This window comes from Sporosarcina sp. CAU 1771, from assembly GCF_054482775.1.
Genome location: NZ_JBTLRN010000002.1, coordinates 3,980 through 25,384 on the forward strand (window position 1 = coordinate 3,980; position 21,405 = coordinate 25,384).

At 41.4% G+C, this 21,405-nt stretch carries 13 protein-coding genes and 1 riboswitch; of the genes, 12 read left to right on the forward strand and 1 reads right to left on the reverse strand.

Annotation, left to right across the window (positions count from 1 at the left end; genetic code table 11):
- A complete protein-coding gene (locus ACXYMX_RS02665) occupies positions 1-1,284 on the forward strand; it encodes an ISL3 family transposase (protein WP_459042685.1) in 1,284 nt (427 codons plus the stop codon).
- A 393-nt stretch (positions 1,285-1,677) separates the two neighbouring features.
- Here ACXYMX_RS02665 and ACXYMX_RS02670 read toward each other — a convergent pair whose 3' ends face one another.
- Positions 1,678-3,414, reverse strand: coding sequence for an ABC transporter ATP-binding protein (locus ACXYMX_RS02670; protein WP_459042686.1), 1,737 nt, complete (start codon positions 3,412-3,414; stop codon positions 1,678-1,680).
- Between the two features lie 200 nt (positions 3,415-3,614).
- On the opposite strand from ACXYMX_RS02670, the gene ACXYMX_RS02675 reads away from it, so the two are divergent.
- From ACXYMX_RS02675 to narI, 11 genes are all read left to right on the forward strand, one after another.
- Positions 3,615-4,991, forward strand: a complete 1,377-nt coding sequence (locus ACXYMX_RS02675) for an ABC transporter permease (protein WP_459042918.1) — start codon at positions 3,615-3,617, stop codon at positions 4,989-4,991.
- A gap of 13 nt (positions 4,992-5,004) precedes the next feature.
- Positions 5,005-6,507, forward strand: coding sequence for an ABC transporter permease (locus tag ACXYMX_RS02680; RefSeq protein ID WP_459042687.1), 1,503 nt, complete (start codon positions 5,005-5,007; stop codon positions 6,505-6,507).
- A 45-nt stretch (positions 6,508-6,552) separates the two neighbouring features.
- Positions 6,553-8,367: an ABC transporter substrate-binding protein gene (locus tag ACXYMX_RS02685; RefSeq protein WP_459042688.1), complete on the forward strand. Its 1,815-nt coding sequence runs from the start codon at positions 6,553-6,555 to the stop codon at positions 8,365-8,367.
- A gap of 115 nt (positions 8,368-8,482) precedes the next feature.
- Positions 8,483-8,661, forward strand: a riboswitch (cobalamin riboswitch).
- A 486-nt stretch (positions 8,662-9,147) separates the two neighbouring features.
- Complete coding sequence (locus tag ACXYMX_RS02690; RefSeq protein WP_459042689.1) at positions 9,148-11,370, forward strand: ribonucleoside-diphosphate reductase subunit alpha; 2,223 nt, start codon at positions 9,148-9,150, stop codon at positions 11,368-11,370.
- The gene (locus ACXYMX_RS02695; protein WP_459042690.1) at positions 11,355-11,795 is read left to right on the forward strand and encodes a flavodoxin; all 441 of its coding nucleotides are present in this window, start codon (positions 11,355-11,357) and stop codon (positions 11,793-11,795) included. The genes ACXYMX_RS02690 and ACXYMX_RS02695 overlap by 16 nt, the downstream gene beginning before the upstream one ends.
- Positions 11,774-12,811, forward strand: coding sequence for a ribonucleotide-diphosphate reductase subunit beta (locus tag ACXYMX_RS02700; RefSeq protein WP_459042691.1), 1,038 nt, complete (start codon positions 11,774-11,776; stop codon positions 12,809-12,811). Before ACXYMX_RS02695 ends, ACXYMX_RS02700 begins: the two co-directional genes overlap by 22 nt.
- Positions 12,812-13,895: 1,084 nt before the next feature.
- A complete protein-coding gene (ric, locus tag ACXYMX_RS02705; protein WP_459042692.1) occupies positions 13,896-14,594 on the forward strand; it encodes an iron-sulfur cluster repair di-iron protein in 699 nt (232 codons plus the stop codon).
- 267 nt (positions 14,595-14,861) lie between these two features.
- Positions 14,862-18,536 carry a nitrate reductase subunit alpha gene (locus ACXYMX_RS02710; RefSeq protein WP_459042693.1) on the forward strand — a complete coding sequence of 1,225 codons (3,675 nt, stop codon included), beginning with the start codon at positions 14,862-14,864 and terminating at the stop codon, positions 18,534-18,536.
- Positions 18,526-20,142: a nitrate reductase subunit beta gene (gene narH / locus ACXYMX_RS02715; RefSeq protein WP_459042694.1), complete on the forward strand. Its 1,617-nt coding sequence runs from the start codon at positions 18,526-18,528 to the stop codon at positions 20,140-20,142. The genes ACXYMX_RS02710 and narH overlap by 11 nt, the downstream gene beginning before the upstream one ends.
- On the forward strand, positions 20,135-20,704 hold the full coding sequence (gene narJ / locus ACXYMX_RS02720) for a nitrate reductase molybdenum cofactor assembly chaperone (RefSeq protein WP_459042695.1): 570 nt from the start codon (positions 20,135-20,137) through the stop codon (positions 20,702-20,704). The genes narH and narJ overlap by 8 nt, the downstream gene beginning before the upstream one ends.
- Complete coding sequence (gene narI, locus ACXYMX_RS02725) at positions 20,697-21,377, forward strand: respiratory nitrate reductase subunit gamma (RefSeq protein WP_459042696.1); 681 nt, start codon at positions 20,697-20,699, stop codon at positions 21,375-21,377. The genes narJ and narI overlap by 8 nt, the downstream gene beginning before the upstream one ends.
- Positions 21,378-21,405 lie beyond the last annotated feature (28 nt).

Below are 21,405 nucleotides of genomic sequence, written 5' to 3' on the forward strand. Positions count from 1 at the left end.
ATTTGTCATATCAGTCATAAAAGTTGTGGTGTAGAAAGTGTTACACATCCTAATATACAGTCTAAAGGACTTTCAGGAAATCTGACATATAATCCTACACATTGTGAAAGATGTGGTGTTGAAAATACTGACTATACTGTTTATAAAAACGGCACGCAATTATCCCGAATTACGTTACCTATTACAGGGATAAATCCAACTTATCTACTTTTAAAAAAGCAGCGTTTCAGGTGTCAAGCTTGTCAGAGTAGCTTTACTGCTAAAACACCTATCGTTCAAAAGAATAGTTATATTTCTAAAAATGTAAAGGCACAGGTCATTATTAAATCTGCCGAAGCGCAATCTTTAACATCAATCGCAAGAGACTGTTCAGTCTCACCTACAACTGTTCAACGTTTGATTAATCAAGCTACGAAACAATTTATATCACATTATCAGGTGCTTCCTAATCATCTTTCTTTTGACGAATTTAAATACGCAAAAGGTGCACTCGCCTTTGAATATGTGAATGCTAAAACAGGCGATATCTTAGATATCTTGGATCGTCGTGATAATCATACAATTAAGAACCATTTTATCGCGAAATATAGTTTAACTGACCGACAAAATGTAGAAACCGTAACGATTGATATGAACGCAGGTTATGTAAGTGTAATCAAAGAATTGTTCCCACAAGCAAAGATTATCATTGACCGATTTCATCTTGTTCAATTGATTAATCGTTCTATGAATAAATGCCGGATTAACATCATGAATCAGCTTAAAACATCGAGCCATGACAATATGAAGAAATACCGTCGGCTTAAGCGCTACTGGAAGCTCTTATTAAAAAATCGCGCCAGATTATCCAGTGTCGAATACAAATACTATCCGTTATTTGGACAACGCTTAGAGACAAGTATTATCGAAGAGATGTTAGCTTATGATCCTGTGCTGAAAGCGAATTATGAACTTTATCAAGAACTATTAAAAGCCATGACAAATAAGGATTTCGAAGCACTGTCGTCTTGTTTAGCTAACCCTGTTTCACCTTTGATCTCAAACTACATGAGAACGAGTTTAAAAACATTAAGAAAGCATCTTTCATTTATACAAAACAGCTTTATTTATCCTTACAATAACGGAAGAATTGAAGGCATCAACAATAAAATTAAAGTATTGAATCGGGTTGCTTATGGATATAGGAATTTTCAGAATTACAAAAAACGAATTATATTACACTTTAAACTAAAGCCATCAGAAACCAACCGGAAACAAAGACAATCTGATTTAAAAGCATCCTAATATTCCTATGAGTTTCGTGTTTATATACTCATTTTATTTTAAAGTACATTTCAGTTGTTTGGAGTGGAAGATGGCGACTCCTTGGGGATTAGCGTTACAGGTGAGACCCCGCAGGAGCACGGTTTTTGCGACGAGGAGGCTCACCGAACGCCCCCAGGAAAGCGTCCATCTGGAACGGAAAGCAACGGGGTATATTGGATAGCCATGTAAAAAGGACAGTCCTAGAAAATCAGTTTCACTGACTTCCCAGACCGTCCAAGAATAAAAAACATAATCGACTATAACTCTTCACCAACGTCATTTGACAAAGAACCATTTTTTTTCGGATCATGTCGAATTAGATAAGCTATTTCCCAGGAAATACGATGAAATCCGACAAAGATTTCTAGTAGATTACTTCGAAATAGCTACCCAATGCCCTTCTGAAACTTCAACGAGTTCAGAGTTTTTCAAGTTGTATTTATCATCACTTGTTTGTTCATCCATAAGCACTCGCTTTTTCTTCGCTTCCACTTTTGGATCTGGGATTGGAATGGCGGCAAGTAAGGATTTTGTATATTCATGTTGTGGGTTCGTATAAAGTTCTTCACTCTCAGCTAATTCCACAATTTTACCTGCGTTCATAACGGCAACACGGTCACTGATATGCTTCACCATCGATAGATCATGGGCGATAAACAAGTATGTAAGTCCAAGACGCTGTTGAAGGTCTTCGAGCAGTGTAACTACTTGTGATTGAATGGAAACGTCTAGAGCGGATAGTGGCTCATCACAGACGATGAATTTAGGTTCGACCGCCAAGGCGCGAGCAATTCCGATTCGTTGTCTTTGCCCGCCTGAAAATTCGTGAGGGTAGCGCAAAGCGTGTGAAGGTTCTAACTCGACCAAATCCAATAATTCTTCAACTCGACGTTTTCGTTCAGACTTGCTAGTAGCTAAGCCGTGAATATCCAACGCTTGTCCGATTAAGTCTAAAACTTTAAAGCGCGGATTGAGTGATGAATAGGGATCTTGAAAAATCATCTGCATATGGCGACGCATTGTTTTCATTTCGCCTTTAGAAAGCCGATTCACAGCCATCCCTTGATATAAAACATCGCCATCGGTTGGTTCGTGCAGTCGTAAAATCGCACGACCAGTGGTAGATTTTCCTGAACCGGACTCACCAACGAGGCCCAAAGTTTCACCAGGCTTAATGTTAAAACTAATATCATCTACAGCTTTCAAATAATTACCTTTACCCAAATCGAAATGTAGTTTTAACGATCTAACATCGAGTAAAGGAGTCGTAGTATCCGTGTTCGTAAGGACTAGCGATGGACGTTTAGGTTTCTTCTTTTCGTCTAACCGTGGAAGGGAATTTAATAATTTCTTCGTATAAGGGTGTTTTGGATTCGCAAAAATTTCTTCAGTTGTGCCAGTTTCGACTACCTCGCCTTTTTTCATGACAACAACACGATCACACATTCCCGCGACAACACCTAAATCGTGGGTGATCAATATAATGGAAGTACCAAAGTTTTGTTGCATATCTTTCATTATATTTAAAATTTGAGCTTGAATGGTTACATCCAGCGCGGTAGTTGGCTCATCAGCAATAAGAAGTGTCGGTTGACAAGCGAGGGCAATCGCAATCATAACGCGTTGGCGCATTCCGCCAGAAAATTCATGTGGGAATTGATTGTAACGTGCCTCACTATCTTTAATTCCAACCAACTTTAAAAGTTCAATAGACTGTATTTTAGCGTCTTTCTTTGATAAATTCTGATGTTTTATTAAGCTTTCAGCAATTTGCTTACCAATTCGTATTGTGGGATTAAGGGATGTCATCGGGTCTTGAAAAATCATGCTGATGTCACGACCACGAATACTTTCCATTTCCTTTTCAGTTTTACGGGCTAGGTCTTCACCTAGGAAGGTTATTTTCCCGTCCTTTATATAGGATGGAGGGGATGGAAGAAGGCGCATAATCGATCTGGCAGTGACACTTTTTCCATTACCCGATTCTCCTACAATTCCTAATGTTTCACCTTTTTTCACATCAAAGCTAACGCCCCGGACAGCTTCGAAGACATTCTCCTTTGATTCAAAAGAAACGCGTAAATCTTTAACCGTTAAAATGGTTTCCAAATGACACACCTACCGATTGTTTAGAGTTGGGATTGAATGTTCGCTTTATATTGACTTACATATATAATTAAAATATACTTTACTATACTAAACTGAATTAAGCAATATAAGGGGAGGAGGGCTAAAATAAGGTGGAAAACAACAAGTCAGTGGCAGCAAATTTTAAACCGAACAATGCTCTTCAACATTCTTATAGTAAGATGCAGATTCACTCCACTTATAAATACTTGATTTGGATTTTAGGATTGCCTCTACATATCTTTCTAGTCCTATTCTATCTATTCAACAAAAGAGATACGAACTATGGGATAGTCTATTCAGAAATCGAAAAGACGTTGAAAAGCAATGGTTTCAAAGAGAAACTGCGGCTAGATTTTTACAATCAACTTCTACAAAAACAGTCCTTTTTTTCACAGAAAGTAAGCGAGCAAGAGACTGAAAAAGAAGCAGAGAAATTAGCCGAAGAACGATTTGAAAAAGAAATACAACAACGAACAATGAAGGAACTTGAAGAGAAAGGTCTGAAAAAACAGACTTATTCTACATTCTTTGAGGGGTTACTTTCAAAGCCATTATTTCTAATCATTAGTTTTATCCCAGGAATATTGATGTATGTAATGTTATTCATTTTAAATAATTCATACGTCAAATTTATTTTCGAAAGACTAATAATGGGTGTGTTTGTTGTATTCGGGGTTGTTGTTCTGGTCTTTACAATTCTCTATATATCTCCATTCGATCCGGCAGCAAATATAATAGGGATTACGGGAACAAAAGAACAAATAGCGAATTTCAATCGTATATACGGACTGGACTTGCCTTATTTAACTCAGTTATGGAATGCTGTGAGGGGAATTTTCACGTTCGATTTAGGAAATTCGTTTGCGGGCAATGAGGATGTAGCGACTAGCATCGCAAATAAATTCCCGATAACGTTCAAAATCACGCTTTATGCACTTGTCATGGCAGTAGTGATAGCGATTCCAATCGGTATTATTTCAGCAACGAAATCGAATTCATTTCTCGATTATACGTTTATGTTCATTGCACTTTTAGGATTATCAATACCAAACTTTTGGCAAGGACTTATCTTCATTCTAAACTTCTCGATTAAATTACAATGGTTGCCAGCAACCTTTAGTCCACAAAACAGTTTGTCGATCATTATGCCAGTCGTCGTACTGGGAACGGCACTCACGGCTTCCGTAGCGAGAATGACGCGTTCGTCGATGCTGGAAATCATCAATGAAGATTATATTATTACAGCGAAAGCAAAAGGGTTGAATCAGAGACAAGTTCTCTGGAAACATGCGATTGGAAATGCCATGATCCCGATTATTACGGTAATTGGACTTCTGTTCGGCGCAATGCTAGGCGGGGCGGCTGTAACTGAGAAGGTATTTAATATTAGCGGTATTGGTAGTTATATAGTAGATAAACAATTTATTCCTGATATTCCTGCCATTTTAGGCGGAGTTGTTTATATCGCAATTACCATTTCATTGGTAAATATACTCATTGATATACTGTACGCATTTTTTGATCCACGAATACGTTCCAAAATGAAGCAAAGTTAAAGCAGGTGAAATAATGGATGTAATGGAAAAGTTGGAAAAAAAGAAGGCGTTAAAGGTTTCATCGGAGTATACACAGGCGAGCTTCACGTTAGTTATCTCACTTGTACTTTCAATTATTTTTCTGTTGAATAGTTTTGATTTTGCTTCTAAAACACTTAAGCCTTTCATGTTTAGTGTGTTTGCAGCGTATGCTTTATTCACAGTTTTACAGTTATTCATAACGCTAAAAATCAAAAGTGATCTGATCAAGTTGGGGCATATCCAAAATTCAACAAGAAAGCTTGGATATCTTCAATTATTGAGCATTCTAACAGGTAATGTGATTATTGTTGCTTTTGCCTTTAATTTGATTAAAAAAAGAAAAACGACCGAGTATACGTTTGCGGTCTATGCACTACTTACTCAAATATTCATAGTGGGTATATCTGCACTGAATCTGTTTAAACCTTATGTATCCGACACATTTCTACCGGCCATGGGCGTACTACTTCTAATTGCAATTTTCTATTTAGTTACACTAATTCTAGTTGCAAAATACGTTGAAGCAGAAACGACGAAACCTTGGATGATTTTCATCGCTATCCCATTGTTGTTGACGGCTGTAACAGGTAATCTGTTTGCATTATTCCTAGGAATTAACCTTGTTATGAAGTCACGGAACTTTGACCTATCAACAATTGTCAAATGGGATACAATTTGGGGGAAAATTACCCGAAATACAACATCGATATTGGGTCTTTTCTTTATCGTAGTTATGCTTTCGATATCGGTTTGTAGTAATTTTACATTCGACTACAGCGTTGCCATTGAAAATAGTTATTCAACGATTTTACAAAGTCCAAGTATTCAATACCCACTCGGGACCGATAACTTTGGAAGAGATTTATTTTCAAGAATTGTATTTGGAGCGCGAATTTCACTAATCGTCGGATTCCTATCGACAATTATTCCAGCCGTTATAGGGGGAATGCTCGGCGCGTTTGCAGGATACTATGGCCGCCACACAGACAATGTTATAATGAGATTGCTTGATGTTCTTTATGCGGTACCTGGTATATTGCTTGCGATTGCAATTATTGCAGCTTTCGGAGCAAATACAACGAACTTAATTATCGCGCTCAGCGTAGGTTCCATTCCTACATATGCTCGAACGATGCGAGCGAACGTTTTAATGGTTACGAATTTAGAATATGTTGATGCTGCACGAGCCCTTGGTGAAAAGGATTTGTCGATTATATTCAAACATGTTGTGCCCAACTCGTTAGCCCCGATGATTGTAAAGTCAACACTAACAATTGGTGGTGCGGTTATTGCAACGAGTAGTTTAAGTTATCTTGGACTCGGAGTTGAACCACATATTCCGGAATGGGGAAATATTTTGAAGTTGGGCAGTACGTATCTTGAGTCCAATTCATATTTAGCGATTTACCCTGGTCTTGCGATCATCTTGCTAGTTCTATCTTTTAACTTTCTTGGAGATGGATTACGCGATGCACTAGATCCAAAATTAGATTAACCCGTTTTTAAAACAAAAAAAGATGATTCTCAGGAGGAATTTACAATGAAAAAAAGTATGTTATTAATAATGCTTGCCCTAGTATTAGTTTTATCGGCTTGTGTTAAAACGAAGTCAGACGTAGAAGAAACAGACAAAGGTGTAAATGATGGTGGGACAGATTCAGCTAAAGTTGAAATTGAAATTCTTGCAATGAGCAGCGATGAGGACAACCTTAACATCGTTCGCGATCAGCTTGTAAAAAATGGTTTTGATGTGAAAATTAATATGCAACCAGACTATGGTAGCTACAAAGCGCAACAAGATGCAGGAAACTTTGACGTTTCAATGAGTGGTTGGACAACAGTGACGGGGAATCCCGATTACGCAGTTCGTTCACTATTTAAAACAGACGGAGATTATAGCATAAATGCGGATTCAAAAATGGACGAATTAATTGACAAAGCAAGTACAGAAACACCAGAAGATTATGTTTCAACGTATAAAGAGTTTGAAGAATACCTAGTTTTCGAAAAAGCTTACATTGCACCACTTTTCAGCTCACTTAAAACACAAGCAGTGAACACAGACAAATTAGATATTAACTCAGTTCGTCTATCTAAATCTCGTTCACTTCCTTGGGAAGGTATCAAATTCAATGATGCATCAAAATCAGCAACAGAACCTTTAGTATTGTCACAAACTCAATCGACATTAACTGCATTAGATCCTGTTAAAGCAAACGATGGATCGATTAACATCATTAACACGAATATGCATGTGCGTTTAGTAAACTTAACGGACGACGACAATGTTACTTCTGATGGTTCATTATCTTTAAACCACAGTATTGCTGAAGGAAACTCAGAATACTACTTCATCTTACGTGATGACATTAACTTTGCGAAAGTAACTGACGGAGTAGCTGTAGATTCTGGGGAACGTGTTGGATTTGACGACGTGAAATTCTCACTTGACCGTGCAAAAGACAAAGACTCTGTTCCAGATCACCGTACGTATAGCTTACATGAGCACATTAAGGATGTTGAACTGGTAACAGATCTTGCATCACTAGAAGGAATTAAAGATTCTTCAGGTTCTTCAACAATTAAAGAAGCACTTGAGAATGGTTTAGAAACAAAAATCTCTGAATTAGTTGCTGAAAAAACAGCTTCAAACAACAAAGAAGGAAAATACCAAGTTGTGAAAATGACTACAACAGAGCCGTTCCCACAAGTACTAAACTATTTGGCTCACCAATCAGCTGGTATCGTTTCTAAAAAACAAGTTGAAAGTATTAACACATATGATGTTGCTACATTTGATGTAGATAAAGACATTCCTTACGGTGACGTAAATACAGTAACTGAAGGAAATAAATACGACAACCAATTATATACAAGTGGTCCATATATCATGATTACAAAAAATGATTACGATGCAAAATTCCAGAAAAACCCTGCTTACATGGTAGGAACTGAGAATGAGCCATCAATTACAAACGTTACAATGCGCTTTATTAAAGACAATGATAGTACACTTGCAGCTCTTCGTAACAGCGAAATTGATATGTTCTATGCAGTTCCTGAAACGAAGTTCGATGTAATTGAAGGCGACGAGAAGTTAGAGTTGCAAAAAATACCAAGTAACGCTGTAACGTACATGATTTTCAATACAGCAGGTCGTGACGTTGCTGAAAGCGAAGATCTTCGAAAAGCAGTTCTTTATTCAATCAATCAAGAAGATTTCATAACTTTCTACGGCGGGAACAAAGTAAAAGCATTCTCGACACTAAGCCCTCTAGTAGACACAGGAAATACTCTTGAAGCAGATGCAGCAAAAGCAAAAGAGCATTTAGACAAATACAAAGCAAGTAAATAAGTAGTGAATGACACCAGGTCTTCGGGCTTGGTGTTTTTTTGACTTTCGATAAATTCTAATTGCAAGTACGACCACAACATGTTAGGGTATAGTAAGTAAATAAGATACTACATATAGTGTGAAACGATGAATAGGTACCATAATCGGTTTAAAAGGGAATCCGGAATGTCGGAGCTGTCCCCGCAACTGTAAACGCTGACGACCACTTACAACGTCACTGTGGATAACTCCATGGGAAGGCAAGTGGAAGGACGACGCGCAAGCCAGTAGACCTGCCTTTTCATCGTCAAGCGACACTTTCTTCGGGGGTTGAGAGGTGGAAGCGAGCGGGTATCCGTGATCATTCCGTCTTTTTATGGATTTTTCACGACCTCATTCTGTTTCCAACTTACAAATCTATGAGCGATGGCTCTGCCGAAGAGGCGGATTCATCGCTTTTTTCTATGGAAAAGCGGAATTCTCCGTTCATGAAGGAACGCAACTTAAGTGCGCGACGTCCTGTCGCAACAGTTTCATGACCTAGGCCCCAGCAAAATGACTTGTGACCCCGAGAGGCTGGCGAATGCAGACTAGACACCGCGTCGAAAAGAACAAGGCAGTTTGCGAGGAAGCGAGATTCAGAAATCGCTCCGGCGCTCTGTGATGGCCTCCCGTAGGAAGCCCGCAAGAAGTTCACTGTCGGTCTTCCTACTTCGGCTCACACTTGTCGCTTCTACGCTGGATAAATTGAAATCAACAACATTATTTAACAAAGCCAATTTCAAAGGAGATGGATAAAAGATGACAACACAAGTGAACGTACGAGGAATAGAGCAGCTACTGATCGAGCTAGAAAATGAATTTGGTGTGGAGAAGATGGCTCCACTTATAAAAGTGAGTGAACGTTGGAGAAGTCGATTTCCTGGACAGAAGGACTCGGTTTGGGCAAAAGCAATGACGTTGGAAGCGATTAGCTTTGTCGCAGAAGATGAAACGTACTGGACGTTTGTTGCTTCGCGAATACTGCTGTACGAAGTATATGGAGATTATGAATTGCAAAATGGGAAGGAAGTCTATGTGAATTTTGCGGATCATGTTGAAACGTTAGTTGAAAAAGGATTGTATACACCAGTTCTAACTGAGAAATATTCAAGGGAAGATCTGCAAGCGTTAGGGCATTTATTGGAATTAAAGCGAGATAAGTTATTTACATACATTGGATTAAAGACATTTATGGACCGTTACGTCGCAGTTGATTTCAATAAAAAGGCGGTTGAACTTCCACAGCAACGATGGCTCGTGATCGCAATGACGCTCATGCAAGATGAAACTGTTGACCGTCTAGAAAAGATAGCGGAGTCGTATTGGGCGATGAGCAACTTATATATGACGGTTGCGACGCCGACGTTATCGAATGCAGGGAAAACGCACGGGCAACTATCGAGTTGTTTTATCGATACAGTTGACGATTCGCTGCAAGGAATTTATGACAGCAACACGGACATTGCCAATTTGTCGAAATACGGCGGTGGCATCGGTGTTTATATGGGGAAAGTTCGTAGTAGAGGCTCAGCGATTCGTGGGTTTAAAGGGGCTTCAAGTGGCGTGCTTCCTTGGATTAAGCAATTAAATAATACGGCGGTAAGTGTCGATCAGTTGGGTCAACGACAAGGGGCAATCGCTGTTTACCTAGATGTTTTTCATAAGGATATTTTCACGTTTCTCGATTTGAAATTAAATAATGGTGACGAGCGCTTGCGTGCACATGATATTTTTACAGGTGTTTGTCTGCCGGATATATACATGGAACAAGTCGAAGCACGTGGTGATTGGCATATGTTTGATCCGCATGAAGTTCGTGAAGTAATGGGCTTTTCGTTGGAAGATTTTTACGATGAAAAGCGAGGAAGCGGTTCTTTCCGGGAAAAGTACGAAGCGTGTGTAAATCATCCGACCTTGAGTCGTGAAACCGTTCCGGCGATTGATTTGATGAAGAGAATTTTGCGTAGCCAGTTGGAGACAGGTGTGCCGTTCATGTTTTACCGTGATGAAGTAAACCGTGCCAATGCGAATAAGCATGAAGGAATGATTTATTCTTCGAATTTATGTACAGAAATCACTCAAAATATGAGCGCGACAGAGTTTCAATCGGTCACGTTAGAAGATGATGTGATTGTGACGCGGTCAAAACCAGGTGATTTCGTTGTGTGTAACTTATCTTCGATTAATTTAGGACGAGCGGTTCCTGAAAATGTTTTGGAACGCCTTATCAAAATTCAAGTGCGCATGTTAGATAACGTCATTGATTTAAACAAGATTCCGGTTGTGCAAGCAGCTCGAACGAACTCGAGGTACAGAGGAATTGGACTGGGGACATTTGGGTGGCATCATTTATTGGCGTTAAAGGGAATTCAGTGGGAATCGAACGAAGCGGTTGATTATGCAGATGAGCTTTATGAGAAAATCGCTTATTTAACAATTTCGGCATCCATGGAATTAGCGAAAGAAAAAGGTGCGTATCCATTATTTGAAGGCTCGGATTGGCAAACTGGGGATTATTTTTCGAATAAAGGCTATGACTCAAAAAAGTGGCGTGAACTTCGTGTAGATGTCTCTACAAACGGTATGCGAAACGGTTATTTAATGGCAGTTGCACCGAATTCATCGACATCGGTAATTGCGGGCTCGACGGCTTCGATTGACCCGATATTTAAACCGTTTTTCCATGAAGAGAAGAAGGATTACAAGTTACCAACCGTCGCACCGGATTTAGATCACAACACGTATGATATTTACAGACGTTCAGCGTACATCGTCGATCAGCGGTGGTCTGTGAAACAAAATGCGGCAAGACAGCGCCATATCGATCAAGCCATTTCGTTTAATATATATGTGCCGAATACAATTCGTGCTTCGGTTCTACTTGATTTGCATGTCCAAGCTTGGAAATCGGGTATGAAGACAACGTATTATACCCGTTCGAGCGCAACGGATATTGCGGAGTGTGAATGGTGTCATTCTTAATCGCTTACGCATCTTGGAGCGGAAATACGCAAGAAGTGGCTGAAATCATCGAAGAAACTTTGGTCGGAAAAGGCGTGGACGTGCATTTGTACCGTATTGGAATTGGGGTCGTTCCAAATCCTCGGGAGTTTGACGCGGTGCTCATTGGTTCATTTACATGGGATAGTGGTTCGACGCCGAACGAGGTAAAAGATTTCGTCGCGGACGTCGGCTACAAACCCGATAATGTCTATGTTTTTGGAACGGGAGATACGCAGTTCGGGGGAGACGAGCTTTTCTGCGGGGCCGCGGTGAAATTGGCGCGATTTTATCAATCCAAACTAGACCCACTTAAAATCGAACAAAGTCCAAGAGGGTCACAGGAAAGTAAAATACGAAACTGGACGGAAGGGGTTTTACAACAATGGTTACACTTGAACGCGTAAAAGTATTAGATCCAGCACAACCGAATAAATCGACAGCAATTTTTGGTGGGGAAGCGAGCGGCATTTTAAATTGGAATGACTTAGCTCACCCGCACTTTTATATGTTAAGGCAACGTATCCGAGCTTTGTTTTGGACGGCCAATGAAGTCGATATGACGCAAGATGCGAAGCAGTTTCCGACATTGCCTCAGGAAGAACAGGCCGCTTTTTTAAAGATTATCGGTTTGTTAGCGACGTTGGACGGTCCACAAACGGACATCGCAGCTAGGATTTCGCAGTTTACAACGGACCCGTCGGTTAAATCGTTGATGGCTACGATTGCGGACCAAGAAAGTGAGCATAATCACAGCTACGCCTACGTTCTTTCTTCTGTAACGACGTTGGATAAGCAAATCGAATCGTTTGAAATGGGACGAACAGATTCAGTGCTTCTTCGGAGAAATGAACGAATCGTTAATGTGTACAATGAATTTGCCGAGCGACCGACGATTGAATCCGCTTTAAAAGCGATGGTCTATACGACTTTGCTCGAAGGACTTTTCTTCTACAGTGGCTTCGCATTTTTCTACAACTTGGCGCGAAATCAAAAAATGGTCGGCACATCGACAATGGTGTCGTATATTAATCGTGATGAACTGCAGCACGGGAAAGCAATTAGCGACATTTTTCGAGCAGCATTAGCAGAGAATCCAGAGTACAATACGGATGCGTTTACGGAGTGGATTTACGATCAATTTAGGCATTCCGTTGAACAAGAAGTGGCCTGGAGTCAATACGTATTAGCGGAAATCGAAGGCATCGACTTGGAAGAAATGGAAGGCTATATCAAGTACCGCGCGAATAAAATGCTGCGGATGCTCGGGCTGAGTGAAATCTACCTCGAGTTTACGGACAATCCAATGCGTTGGATTAAGGCGTATGTGGATAGCTTCGATGATACAAAAACAGATTTCTTCGAGCAAGCCTCAAGGCAATATGTGAAAACAAGTGATTTGAATGGGTTTGACGATTTGTAATAGGGAGCAAGTGCGCATGGCTGAGGCTGTGCGCTTTTTTTGTTGAGTGGGTTAGACGGGTTGTCCGGGGAAAAGAGTTTATTGTCCGGGGTATTCTCGTTAATGTGCGCGCAATCGTCGGAGATGTGCGGTGAATCAGTGGATGTCCGTGGAAAAGAGTTTATTGTCCGGGGTAATCACGTTAATGTCCGCGCAATCGTCGAAGATGTGCGGTGAATCAGTGGTTGTCCGCGGAAAAGAGTTTATTGTCCGGTGTAATCATGTTAATGTCCGGGCAATCGTCGAAGATGTGCGGTCAATCTATGGATGTCCGTGGAAAAGAGTTTATTGTCCGGGGTAATCACGTTAATGTCCGGGCAATCGTCGAAGATGTGCGGTGAATCAGTGGATGTGCGCGGAAAAGTGCTTTATGTCCGGGGTAATCACGTTAATGTCCGGGCAATCGTCGAAGATGTGCGGTCAATCCGTGGTTGTGCGCGGAAAAGTGTTTATTGTCCGGGGTATTCTCGTAAATGTCCGGGCAATCTTCGAGGATGTGCGGTCAATCCGTGGATGTCCGTGGAAAAGTGTTTATTGTCCGGGCTATTCCTGTTAATGTCCGCGCAATTGCCGAAGATGTGCGGTCAATCTATGGATGTCCGTGGAAAAGAGTTTATTGTCCGGGGTAATCACGTTAATGTCCGGGCAATCGTCGAAGATGTGCGGTCAATGTATGGATGTCCGTGGAAAAGAGTTTATTGTCCGGGGTAATCACGTTAATGTCCGCGCAATCGTCCGGGATGTGCGGGCAATCAGTGGATGTGCGCGGAAAAGAGTTTATTGTCCGGGCTAAGCTCGTTAATGTCCGCGCAATCGACTTTACTCCCGCACCAACAAATCCCACTCTCCGTTAACCACCTTCCAAATATGAAGAATGAGTGACATCATATGAATCTGTGATTAATATCACAGTACCTCATCCACGCTTAACTTATGATATAGACAGAGAAAAGAAACAGGGGGGATTCCCTTATATCGATTCCGATGGATGTTTCGTATAATCAGAATCGATACTTCATCTCAAATAAAAAGGAGGAATTCTAGTATGAGTCAAATCACTCTTGATACACAAGTCTCCGATATTGTCACGGCATTACCAAACAGTGCAGATTTATTTAGACAGCTCCGCATTGATTATTGCTGCGGTGGAAAGATCTCTCTCTTGGCTGCAACAGAAGAGCGGAATTTAGATTCAAAAGAAGTTCTGACCCGGATTCAAGAAATAGAACAAAACCGTAGTACACGACAAAGTATGGACCCGACAGGATTCGGAGAAAAAACACTAGTTGCTTATATTCAAGAAAAGTACCATGCGCACCTCCGAACAGAACTTCCACAGTTGGCACCATACATTACAAAAGTAGTGAAGGTTCATGGTGAAAACCATCCGCATTTAATTCGAATTCAAGAAATCTTTAAAACATTGCGGAAAGAACTTCTTGATCATACAGAGGATGAAGATCAAAACGTATTTCCTCTAATTCTCGAATTTCTCGATAATCCAACAGAAGCTGTAAAAGAGCAATTAAAGCCACATATTTTCGAATTGGAATCCGAGCATGACAATGCAGGGAAACTACTATTCGAATTAAGGAATATTACAAATGATTTCACTCCCCATGAGGATGCTTGTGGAACGTATAGACTTGTATACGCACGCCTTGAGGAGTTGGAGAAAGATACGTTCGAACATGTGCATTTAGAAAACAATGTGCTCTTCGACCGCGTCCGTGCAGCAATCTAACGAACAACTTAAAGGAGCCGTTTGAAAAGCTCATAATAACGAAGCGGTGAATGGGATATAAAGGAAATCCATTTACCGCTTTTTATTTTCAAAAAGTAAGGGTTTCCCCCCTATTAAATAGGCGCATCCCTAATAGAAAGAAAACTCTACAAATTCTACAATTAGATATATGTAAAGGAACAAAGTTTTGATTTCCCTGATAAGTGAGAGATTAGTATACCGCCTGGAAGTGTTTGTAGTCATTCTTAAAAGGAGTTGTTTGTTCGAATGAAGAAAAAATTTGGTCTTAATTATTTCAAGCCGACAGAGAAGTTCTCGGGTAGTTGGTCGATTTTAGAAGAAAAAAGTCGCGACTGGGAAAACATGTATCGACAACGTTGGTCCCATGACAAAGTCGTGCGGACAACACACGGTGTAAACTGTACGGGTTCTTGTAGTTGGAAAGTATTCGTTAAGAACGGCATCATTACTTGGGAAAATCAGCAGATTGACTACCCATCATGTGGCCCGGAAATGCCTGAATTTGAGCCTCGGGGATGTCCACGTGGAGCTTCGTTTTCATGGTATGAGTACAGCCCACTTCGTGTGAAATACCCATACATACGGGGAAAACTATGGCGCATGTGGAGTCAAGCCATTTCTGAATTGAAAGATCCAGTAAAGGCATGGGCGAGTATTGTCGAAGATCCAGAGAAAGCGAATGAGTACAAAAAAGCCCGTGGGAAAGGTGGGCATGTTCGTGTAAACTGGCGCGATGCAACCCTTCTTATTTCAGCTCAATTAATTTACACGATTCAAAAGTACGGTCCTGACCGGATTGCCGGATTCACTCCGATTCCTGCCATGTCGATGGTCAGTTATGCATCAGGTGCACGTTTCCTCTCTCTTATCGGAGGAGAAATGCTAAGTTTCTACGATTGGTATGCCGATTTACCGCCAGCGTCTCCGCAAATTTGGGGTGAACAAACCGACGTTCCTGAATCAAGTGACTGGTTTAATGCTGGATACATCATCATGTGGGGATCGAACGTCCCACTGACAAGAACTCCAGATGCTCACTTTATGACGGAAGTTCGCTACAAAGGGACAAAAGTTGTCTCGGTAGCTCCTGATTACGCGGAAAGTGTAACGCACGCAGACGACTGGATTGCAGCAAACCCAGGAACAGACGCAGCGGTTGCGCAAGCGATGACACATGTTATTTTAGATGAGTTTTATCAACAACGAAAAGAGCCAATGTTCTTGAATTATGCGAAGCAATATACTGACATGCCGTTCCTAATTACGCTTGATGAATACGAAGATTCCTATAAAGCAGGCCGATTCCTACGTGCCAGCGATCTAGGAGGAACTTCGCAACATGCGGAATGGAAACCGGTTATTTTGGATGAAGCTACGAATGAAATTATTGTACCGAATGGAACGATGGGGCAGCGCTGGGAAGAGGATGCAAAATGGAACCTAATCCTTGATAATCCAGACGGAACCCGCGTAGAACCAGCACTTTCTGTTGCGGAACATGGTGCAGAATGGAAAGAAATCGTCTTTCCTTTCTTCGATAATGTGGCAAATGGAACATTTAAACGTCCAATTCCGGCGAAAAAAGTTCAGTTTCCGGATGGAACGGAACGCCTCGTTACAACTGTGCATGATTTAATGCTAAGTCAGTATGGTGTTAATCGAATCGGAAGCGAACTTGAAGCATCTGGTTACGATGATGCTGAATCTTTCTACACACCTGCTTGGCAAGAAAAGATTACGAACGTTAAACCAGAGCTCGTCACACAAATCGCAAGAGAGTTCGCGCATAACTCACTTGAGACCGGCGGACGCTCGATGATTATCATGGGAGCAGGCATCAACCACTGGTTCAACAGTGACACAATTTACAGGTCGATTCTGAACCTGGTTACACTAACAGCTTCTCAAGGAGTTAACGGCGGCGGATGGGCTCACTATGTTGGACAAGAAAAATGCCGTCCAATCGAAGGCTGGAGCACAATTGCATTTGCGCGTGACTGGCAAGCTCCACCACGACTACAAAATGCGACATCTTATTTCTACTTCGCAACAGATCAATGGAAGTATGAAGAAATGGGAGCCGACCTTTTGATGTCACCGACTAGTGGAAAAGCGCGTTATGAACATCCAGCGGACTACAACGTTTTAGCAGCACGGCTTGGATGGCTTCCATCTTATCCACAGTTCAATAAAAACAGCCTTGTCTTTGCGGAAGAGGCGGCAAAAGAAGGAAAAACAACGACGGAAGAAATTGTTCAACATACACTTGAGCAACTGAAGTCCGGAGAAACGACCTTTGCGGCTGAAGATCCAGGAGCACCAGAGAATTTCCCGCGTTCCCTATTTGTTTGGCGATCGAACTTAGTGTCGAGTTCTGCAAAAGGCCAAGAGTACTTCATGAAGCATCTATTTGGAGCTTCAGATGGTCTTCTGGCATCACCGAACGAAGACGTAAAACCAGAGGAAATGGTTTGGCGTGAAGAAGTGGAAGGGAAACTGGACTTACTCGTTGCACTTGACTTCAGAATGACAGCAACGCCGTTGTATGCGGACATTGTGCTTCCAGCCGCAACTTGGTATGAAAAGCATGATTTATCATCAACAGATATGCATCCATTTGTTCACCCGTTTAATCCTGCGGTCGATCCACTATGGGAGTCACGCTCTGACTGGGATATTTACCGTGCACTCGCGCAAACGTTCTCAGAAATGGCAAAAACGCATCTTCCAGGTGTCTATAAAGACCTTGTCACAACGCCACTCGCACATGATTCGCCGCAAGAAATTGCACAGCCGTACGGTGAAGTGAAAGATTGGAGAAAAGGTGAGGTTGAAGCAATACCGGGTAAAACAATGCCGGGAATGACAATCGTTGAACGCGATTATACACAAATCTTTGATAAGTACGTCACTCTTGGCCCGCTTTTATCGACAGGCAAAGTAGGGGCGCACGGGGTCAGCTTCTCTGTTGCGGAAGAATATGAAATGATGAAGGGCATAAACGGTACGTACTATGATGAAACGATTAAAAATGGACTGCCTAAATTGCATACAGCTAAACAAGCAGCTGAAGCAATGCTCACTTTATCATCTGCAACGAATGGAAGAGTTTCGCAAAAGGCATTTGAAGCAGCAGAACACGATACGGGCGTTGAGCTAAAGGATATATCAGCAGACCGTGCGGCAGAGCGTTTCACATTTGCGAGCATTACAGCACAGCCACGTGAAGTAATTCCGACACCTGTATTCTCAGGGTCGAATAAACTAGGTCGCCGTTATTCACCGTTCACAACGAATATTGAACGACTTGTTCCATTTAGAACGTTAACGGGAAGGCAGCATTTCTATATTGATCATGAATTGTTCCTAGACTTTGGTGAAGCATTGCCTGTGTATAAACCAACGTTGCCTCCAATGGTATTTGGACCAAAAGACAAGCAGATTATAGGTGGGCAAGATTCACTTGTTCTTCGCTACTTAACACCACACGGCAAATGGAACATTCACTCGACGTATCAGGACAATCAGCATATGTTAACGTTGTTCCGTGGTGGACCGACCGTATGGATTTCAGATGTAGATGCTGCTGAACATGACATTGACGATAACCAATGGCTCGAAGTATATAACCGAAATGGCGTCGTCACAGCACGCGCCGTTGTCAGTCACAGAATGCCAAAGGGAACGATGTTCATGTATCACGCGCAAGATAAACATATTCAGGTACCCGGTTCTGAAATTACAGAAGAGCGTGGCGGAAGTCATAATGCGCCGACTCGAATTCATATGAAACCAACACAAATGGTCGGTGGCTATGCGCAACTTAGTTACGGATTCAACTACTATGGACCGATCGGAAATCAGCGGGACGTCTATGTCGCAGTCCGCAAGATGAAGGAGGTAAATTGGCTTGAAGATTAAAGCGCAAGTAGCAATGGTTATGAATCTGGACAAATGCATCGGATGTCATACATGTAGTGTGACGTGTAAAACAACGTGGACCAATCGTGAAGGTGCAGAGTATATGTGGTTTAACAACGTTGAAACGAAACCGGGAATTGGTTACCCAAAACGTTGGGAAGACCAGGAACTTTACAAGGGCGGTTGGCACATTAATAAAAAAGGCAAGCTCGAACTGAAATCAGGTTCGAAGTTATCAAAAATTGCACTCGGTAAAATTTTCTACAACCCCGATATGCCGGAAATGAAAGATTACTATGAACCATGGACCTATGATTATGAAAAACTAACATCTGCACCTGACAGCAAACATACACCTGTTGCTCGTGCGAAATCCGTTGTTTCTGGGGAGTACATGGACCTTGAATGGGGACCGAACTGGGAAGACCAACTAGCTGGTGCGCATATTACTGGACCACAAGATCCGAACATTGAAAAAATCGAGGAAGAAATTAAATTCAACTTTGAACAAGCATTTATGATGTACCTTCCTAGACTATGTGAACACTGTCTAAACCCGAGCTGTGTCGCATCGTGTCCGTCTGGCGCTATGTACAAACGAGAAGAAGACGGTATCGTTCTTGTTGACCAAGAAGCATGTCGCGGATGGCGCTATTGCATGACGGGTTGCCCATACAAGAAGGTCTACTTCAACTGGAAAACAAATAAAGCGGAAAAATGTACATTCTGTTTTCCGCGCATTGAATCAGGGCTTCCAACGGTTTGTTCCGAAACATGTACAGGAAGAATCCGTTATTTAGGCGTACTTTTATACGATGCAGATCGTGTTTTAGAGGCGGCATCCACTCCGGATCCGAAAGAATTATACAAAGCACAATGTGATCTATTCCTTGATCCAAATGATCCGGAAGTAATGGAGCAAGCGAGAAAAGACGGGATTTCAGAAGAGTGGATTGAAGCAGCACAAAATTCACCAGTTTATAAATTAGCAATTGAATATAAACTGGCATTCCCTCTACACCCTGAGTACCGTACATTGCCAATGGTTTGGTATGTTCCACCACTAAGCCCAATCATGAATTACTTTGAAGGAAAAGACTCGATTAAAAATCCGGATATGATCTTCCCAGCAATTGAGGAAATGCGTATTCCAATTCAGTATTTGGCGAATATGCTGACGGCTGGAGATACAGAAACTGTAAAAGGAGCACTGCAACGTATGGCAATGATGCGTTCTTATATGCGTGCTGTGTCATCTGGAAAAGGCGACGACTTTGACGTATCCAGGTTAGAACGTGTTGGCCTAAGCGCTCACCAAACGAAGCAAATGTACAGATTACTGGCAATTGCAAAGTATGAAGATCGCTTCGTAATTCCGACATCTCATAAGGAAGGCCATATGAATATGTACAAATCACAAGGTTCAGCTGGCTACGATGAGATGGGAGACTTCAGTATGGGGACGACACAAAGTCCTTATAGTTACGCATCAACAATTCCGATGGAGAACGATACGAATTGTGATGGTTGCGGACCATCTGAACCAAAGAAAACTGGAAAACAAATTTACGAAGAGAATTTCTATGGGGGGATCTGGCGTGATTGATCTGCAAAAGTTGTATGAAGAAAAACATGCATTTGGTTTCTTTGCACATCAACTTACGTACCCAGAAAAAATAAGTTTTCATCCGTCGGTTATGGAGGAGTCCTTTGACTCCTCTCACCCGGCATACGTGGATATTAAAATGTACTGGGATTTAATGCATGAGTATAGCATCGATGACATTCAGGAGATGTATACATACACGTTTGATTTCCAGAAGGATTCGACGCTGTTCATGACCTACGTAAAGTATGAAGATGCGAAAGACCGTGGACAAATGCTTGCAAAATTAAAAGTGCTTTACGAAATGTTCGGTTTAAATATGCCGGATAGTGAACTCTCTGATTTTCTTCCTTTAATGTGTGAATTTATCTATGCTTCTGAGTGGATAGGTGATCCAAGGGCGGAGCAGAGTTTCGGCATGCTTCTCGCGGTAATGGAGGATGGAACCTATCATCTATTAAAAGCGCTTGAAAAGTATAATAGCCCTTATTTTCATCTAATTAAAGGAATGAGGGAGACCTTTAAGTCTTGTATTCGTCAGGAGGCGCCAAATAATGGCTAATCAATTTCTATGGGTAATTTTCCCTTATCTATGTATGGCTATCTTTATTGTAGGACATATATTTAGATACCGGACGGACCAATTTGGTTGGACGGCAAAATCAAGTGAATTTATCGAAAAAAAGCAGTTAATGATTGGTAGTTTACTATTTCATATAGGGATTATTCCAGTGATTGCAGGACATGTTGCGGGTCTTGGTATTCCCAAAGAGTGGACGCGTGCAGTTGGCATTAGCGATCACATGTATCATATGGGTGCAGTTTGGGGCGGTGGATTTTTTGGTGTCGTTACATTTTTAGGGATGCTAATTTTGACGTACCGCAGATTTGCATTGAAAAATGTACGAAAATTATCTTCAGCCTCGGATTTAATCGTTAACTCATTACTTTTATTCATTGTGTTTATCGGCATGTACAGCGTAATTGGAACGAGTATTACACAACCAGACTTCGATTACCGAAGCTCCATTTCGATTTGGTTCCGTTCACTTCTTATTTTTAGGCCGGAAGCTGGCTTTATGTCTGCTGTGCCTCTTGCTTTCCAACTTCATGTCTTGTCTGGATTTCTGATTTTTGCGATGTGGCCGTTCACAAGACTTGTTCATGTTTGGAGTGTTCCATTGAATTATGTGGGCAGAAGCTCTATTCTATATAGAAAGCATCGTGCAAGTTAACTAAAGAAAAAGGGCTATGTCTTTTTTC

Bases quoted from the DNA above. Each gene is read 5' to 3' on its own strand.
- ACXYMX_RS02700 (WP_459042691.1), top strand. From the start codon at position 11,774: ATGGTTACACTTGAACGCGTAAAAGTATTAGATCCAGCACAACCGAAT.
- ACXYMX_RS02710 (WP_459042693.1), top strand. From the start codon at position 14,862: ATGAAGAAAAAATTTGGTCTTAATTATTTCAAGCCGACAGAGAAGTTC.
- ACXYMX_RS02695 (WP_459042690.1), top strand. From the start codon at position 11,355: ATGGTGTCATTCTTAATCGCTTACGCATCTTGGAGCGGAAATACGCAA.
- ACXYMX_RS02690 (WP_459042689.1), top strand. From the start codon at position 9,148: ATGACAACACAAGTGAACGTACGAGGAATAGAGCAGCTACTGATCGAG.
- ric (WP_459042692.1), top strand. From the start codon at position 13,896: ATGAGTCAAATCACTCTTGATACACAAGTCTCCGATATTGTCACGGCA.
- ACXYMX_RS02675 (WP_459042918.1), top strand. From the start codon at position 3,615: ATGCAGATTCACTCCACTTATAAATACTTGATTTGGATTTTAGGATTG.
- ACXYMX_RS02685 (WP_459042688.1), top strand. From the start codon at position 6,553: ATGAAAAAAAGTATGTTATTAATAATGCTTGCCCTAGTATTAGTTTTA.
- ACXYMX_RS02680 (WP_459042687.1), top strand. From the start codon at position 5,005: ATGGATGTAATGGAAAAGTTGGAAAAAAAGAAGGCGTTAAAGGTTTCA.
- narI (WP_459042696.1), top strand. From the start codon at position 20,697: ATGGCTAATCAATTTCTATGGGTAATTTTCCCTTATCTATGTATGGCT.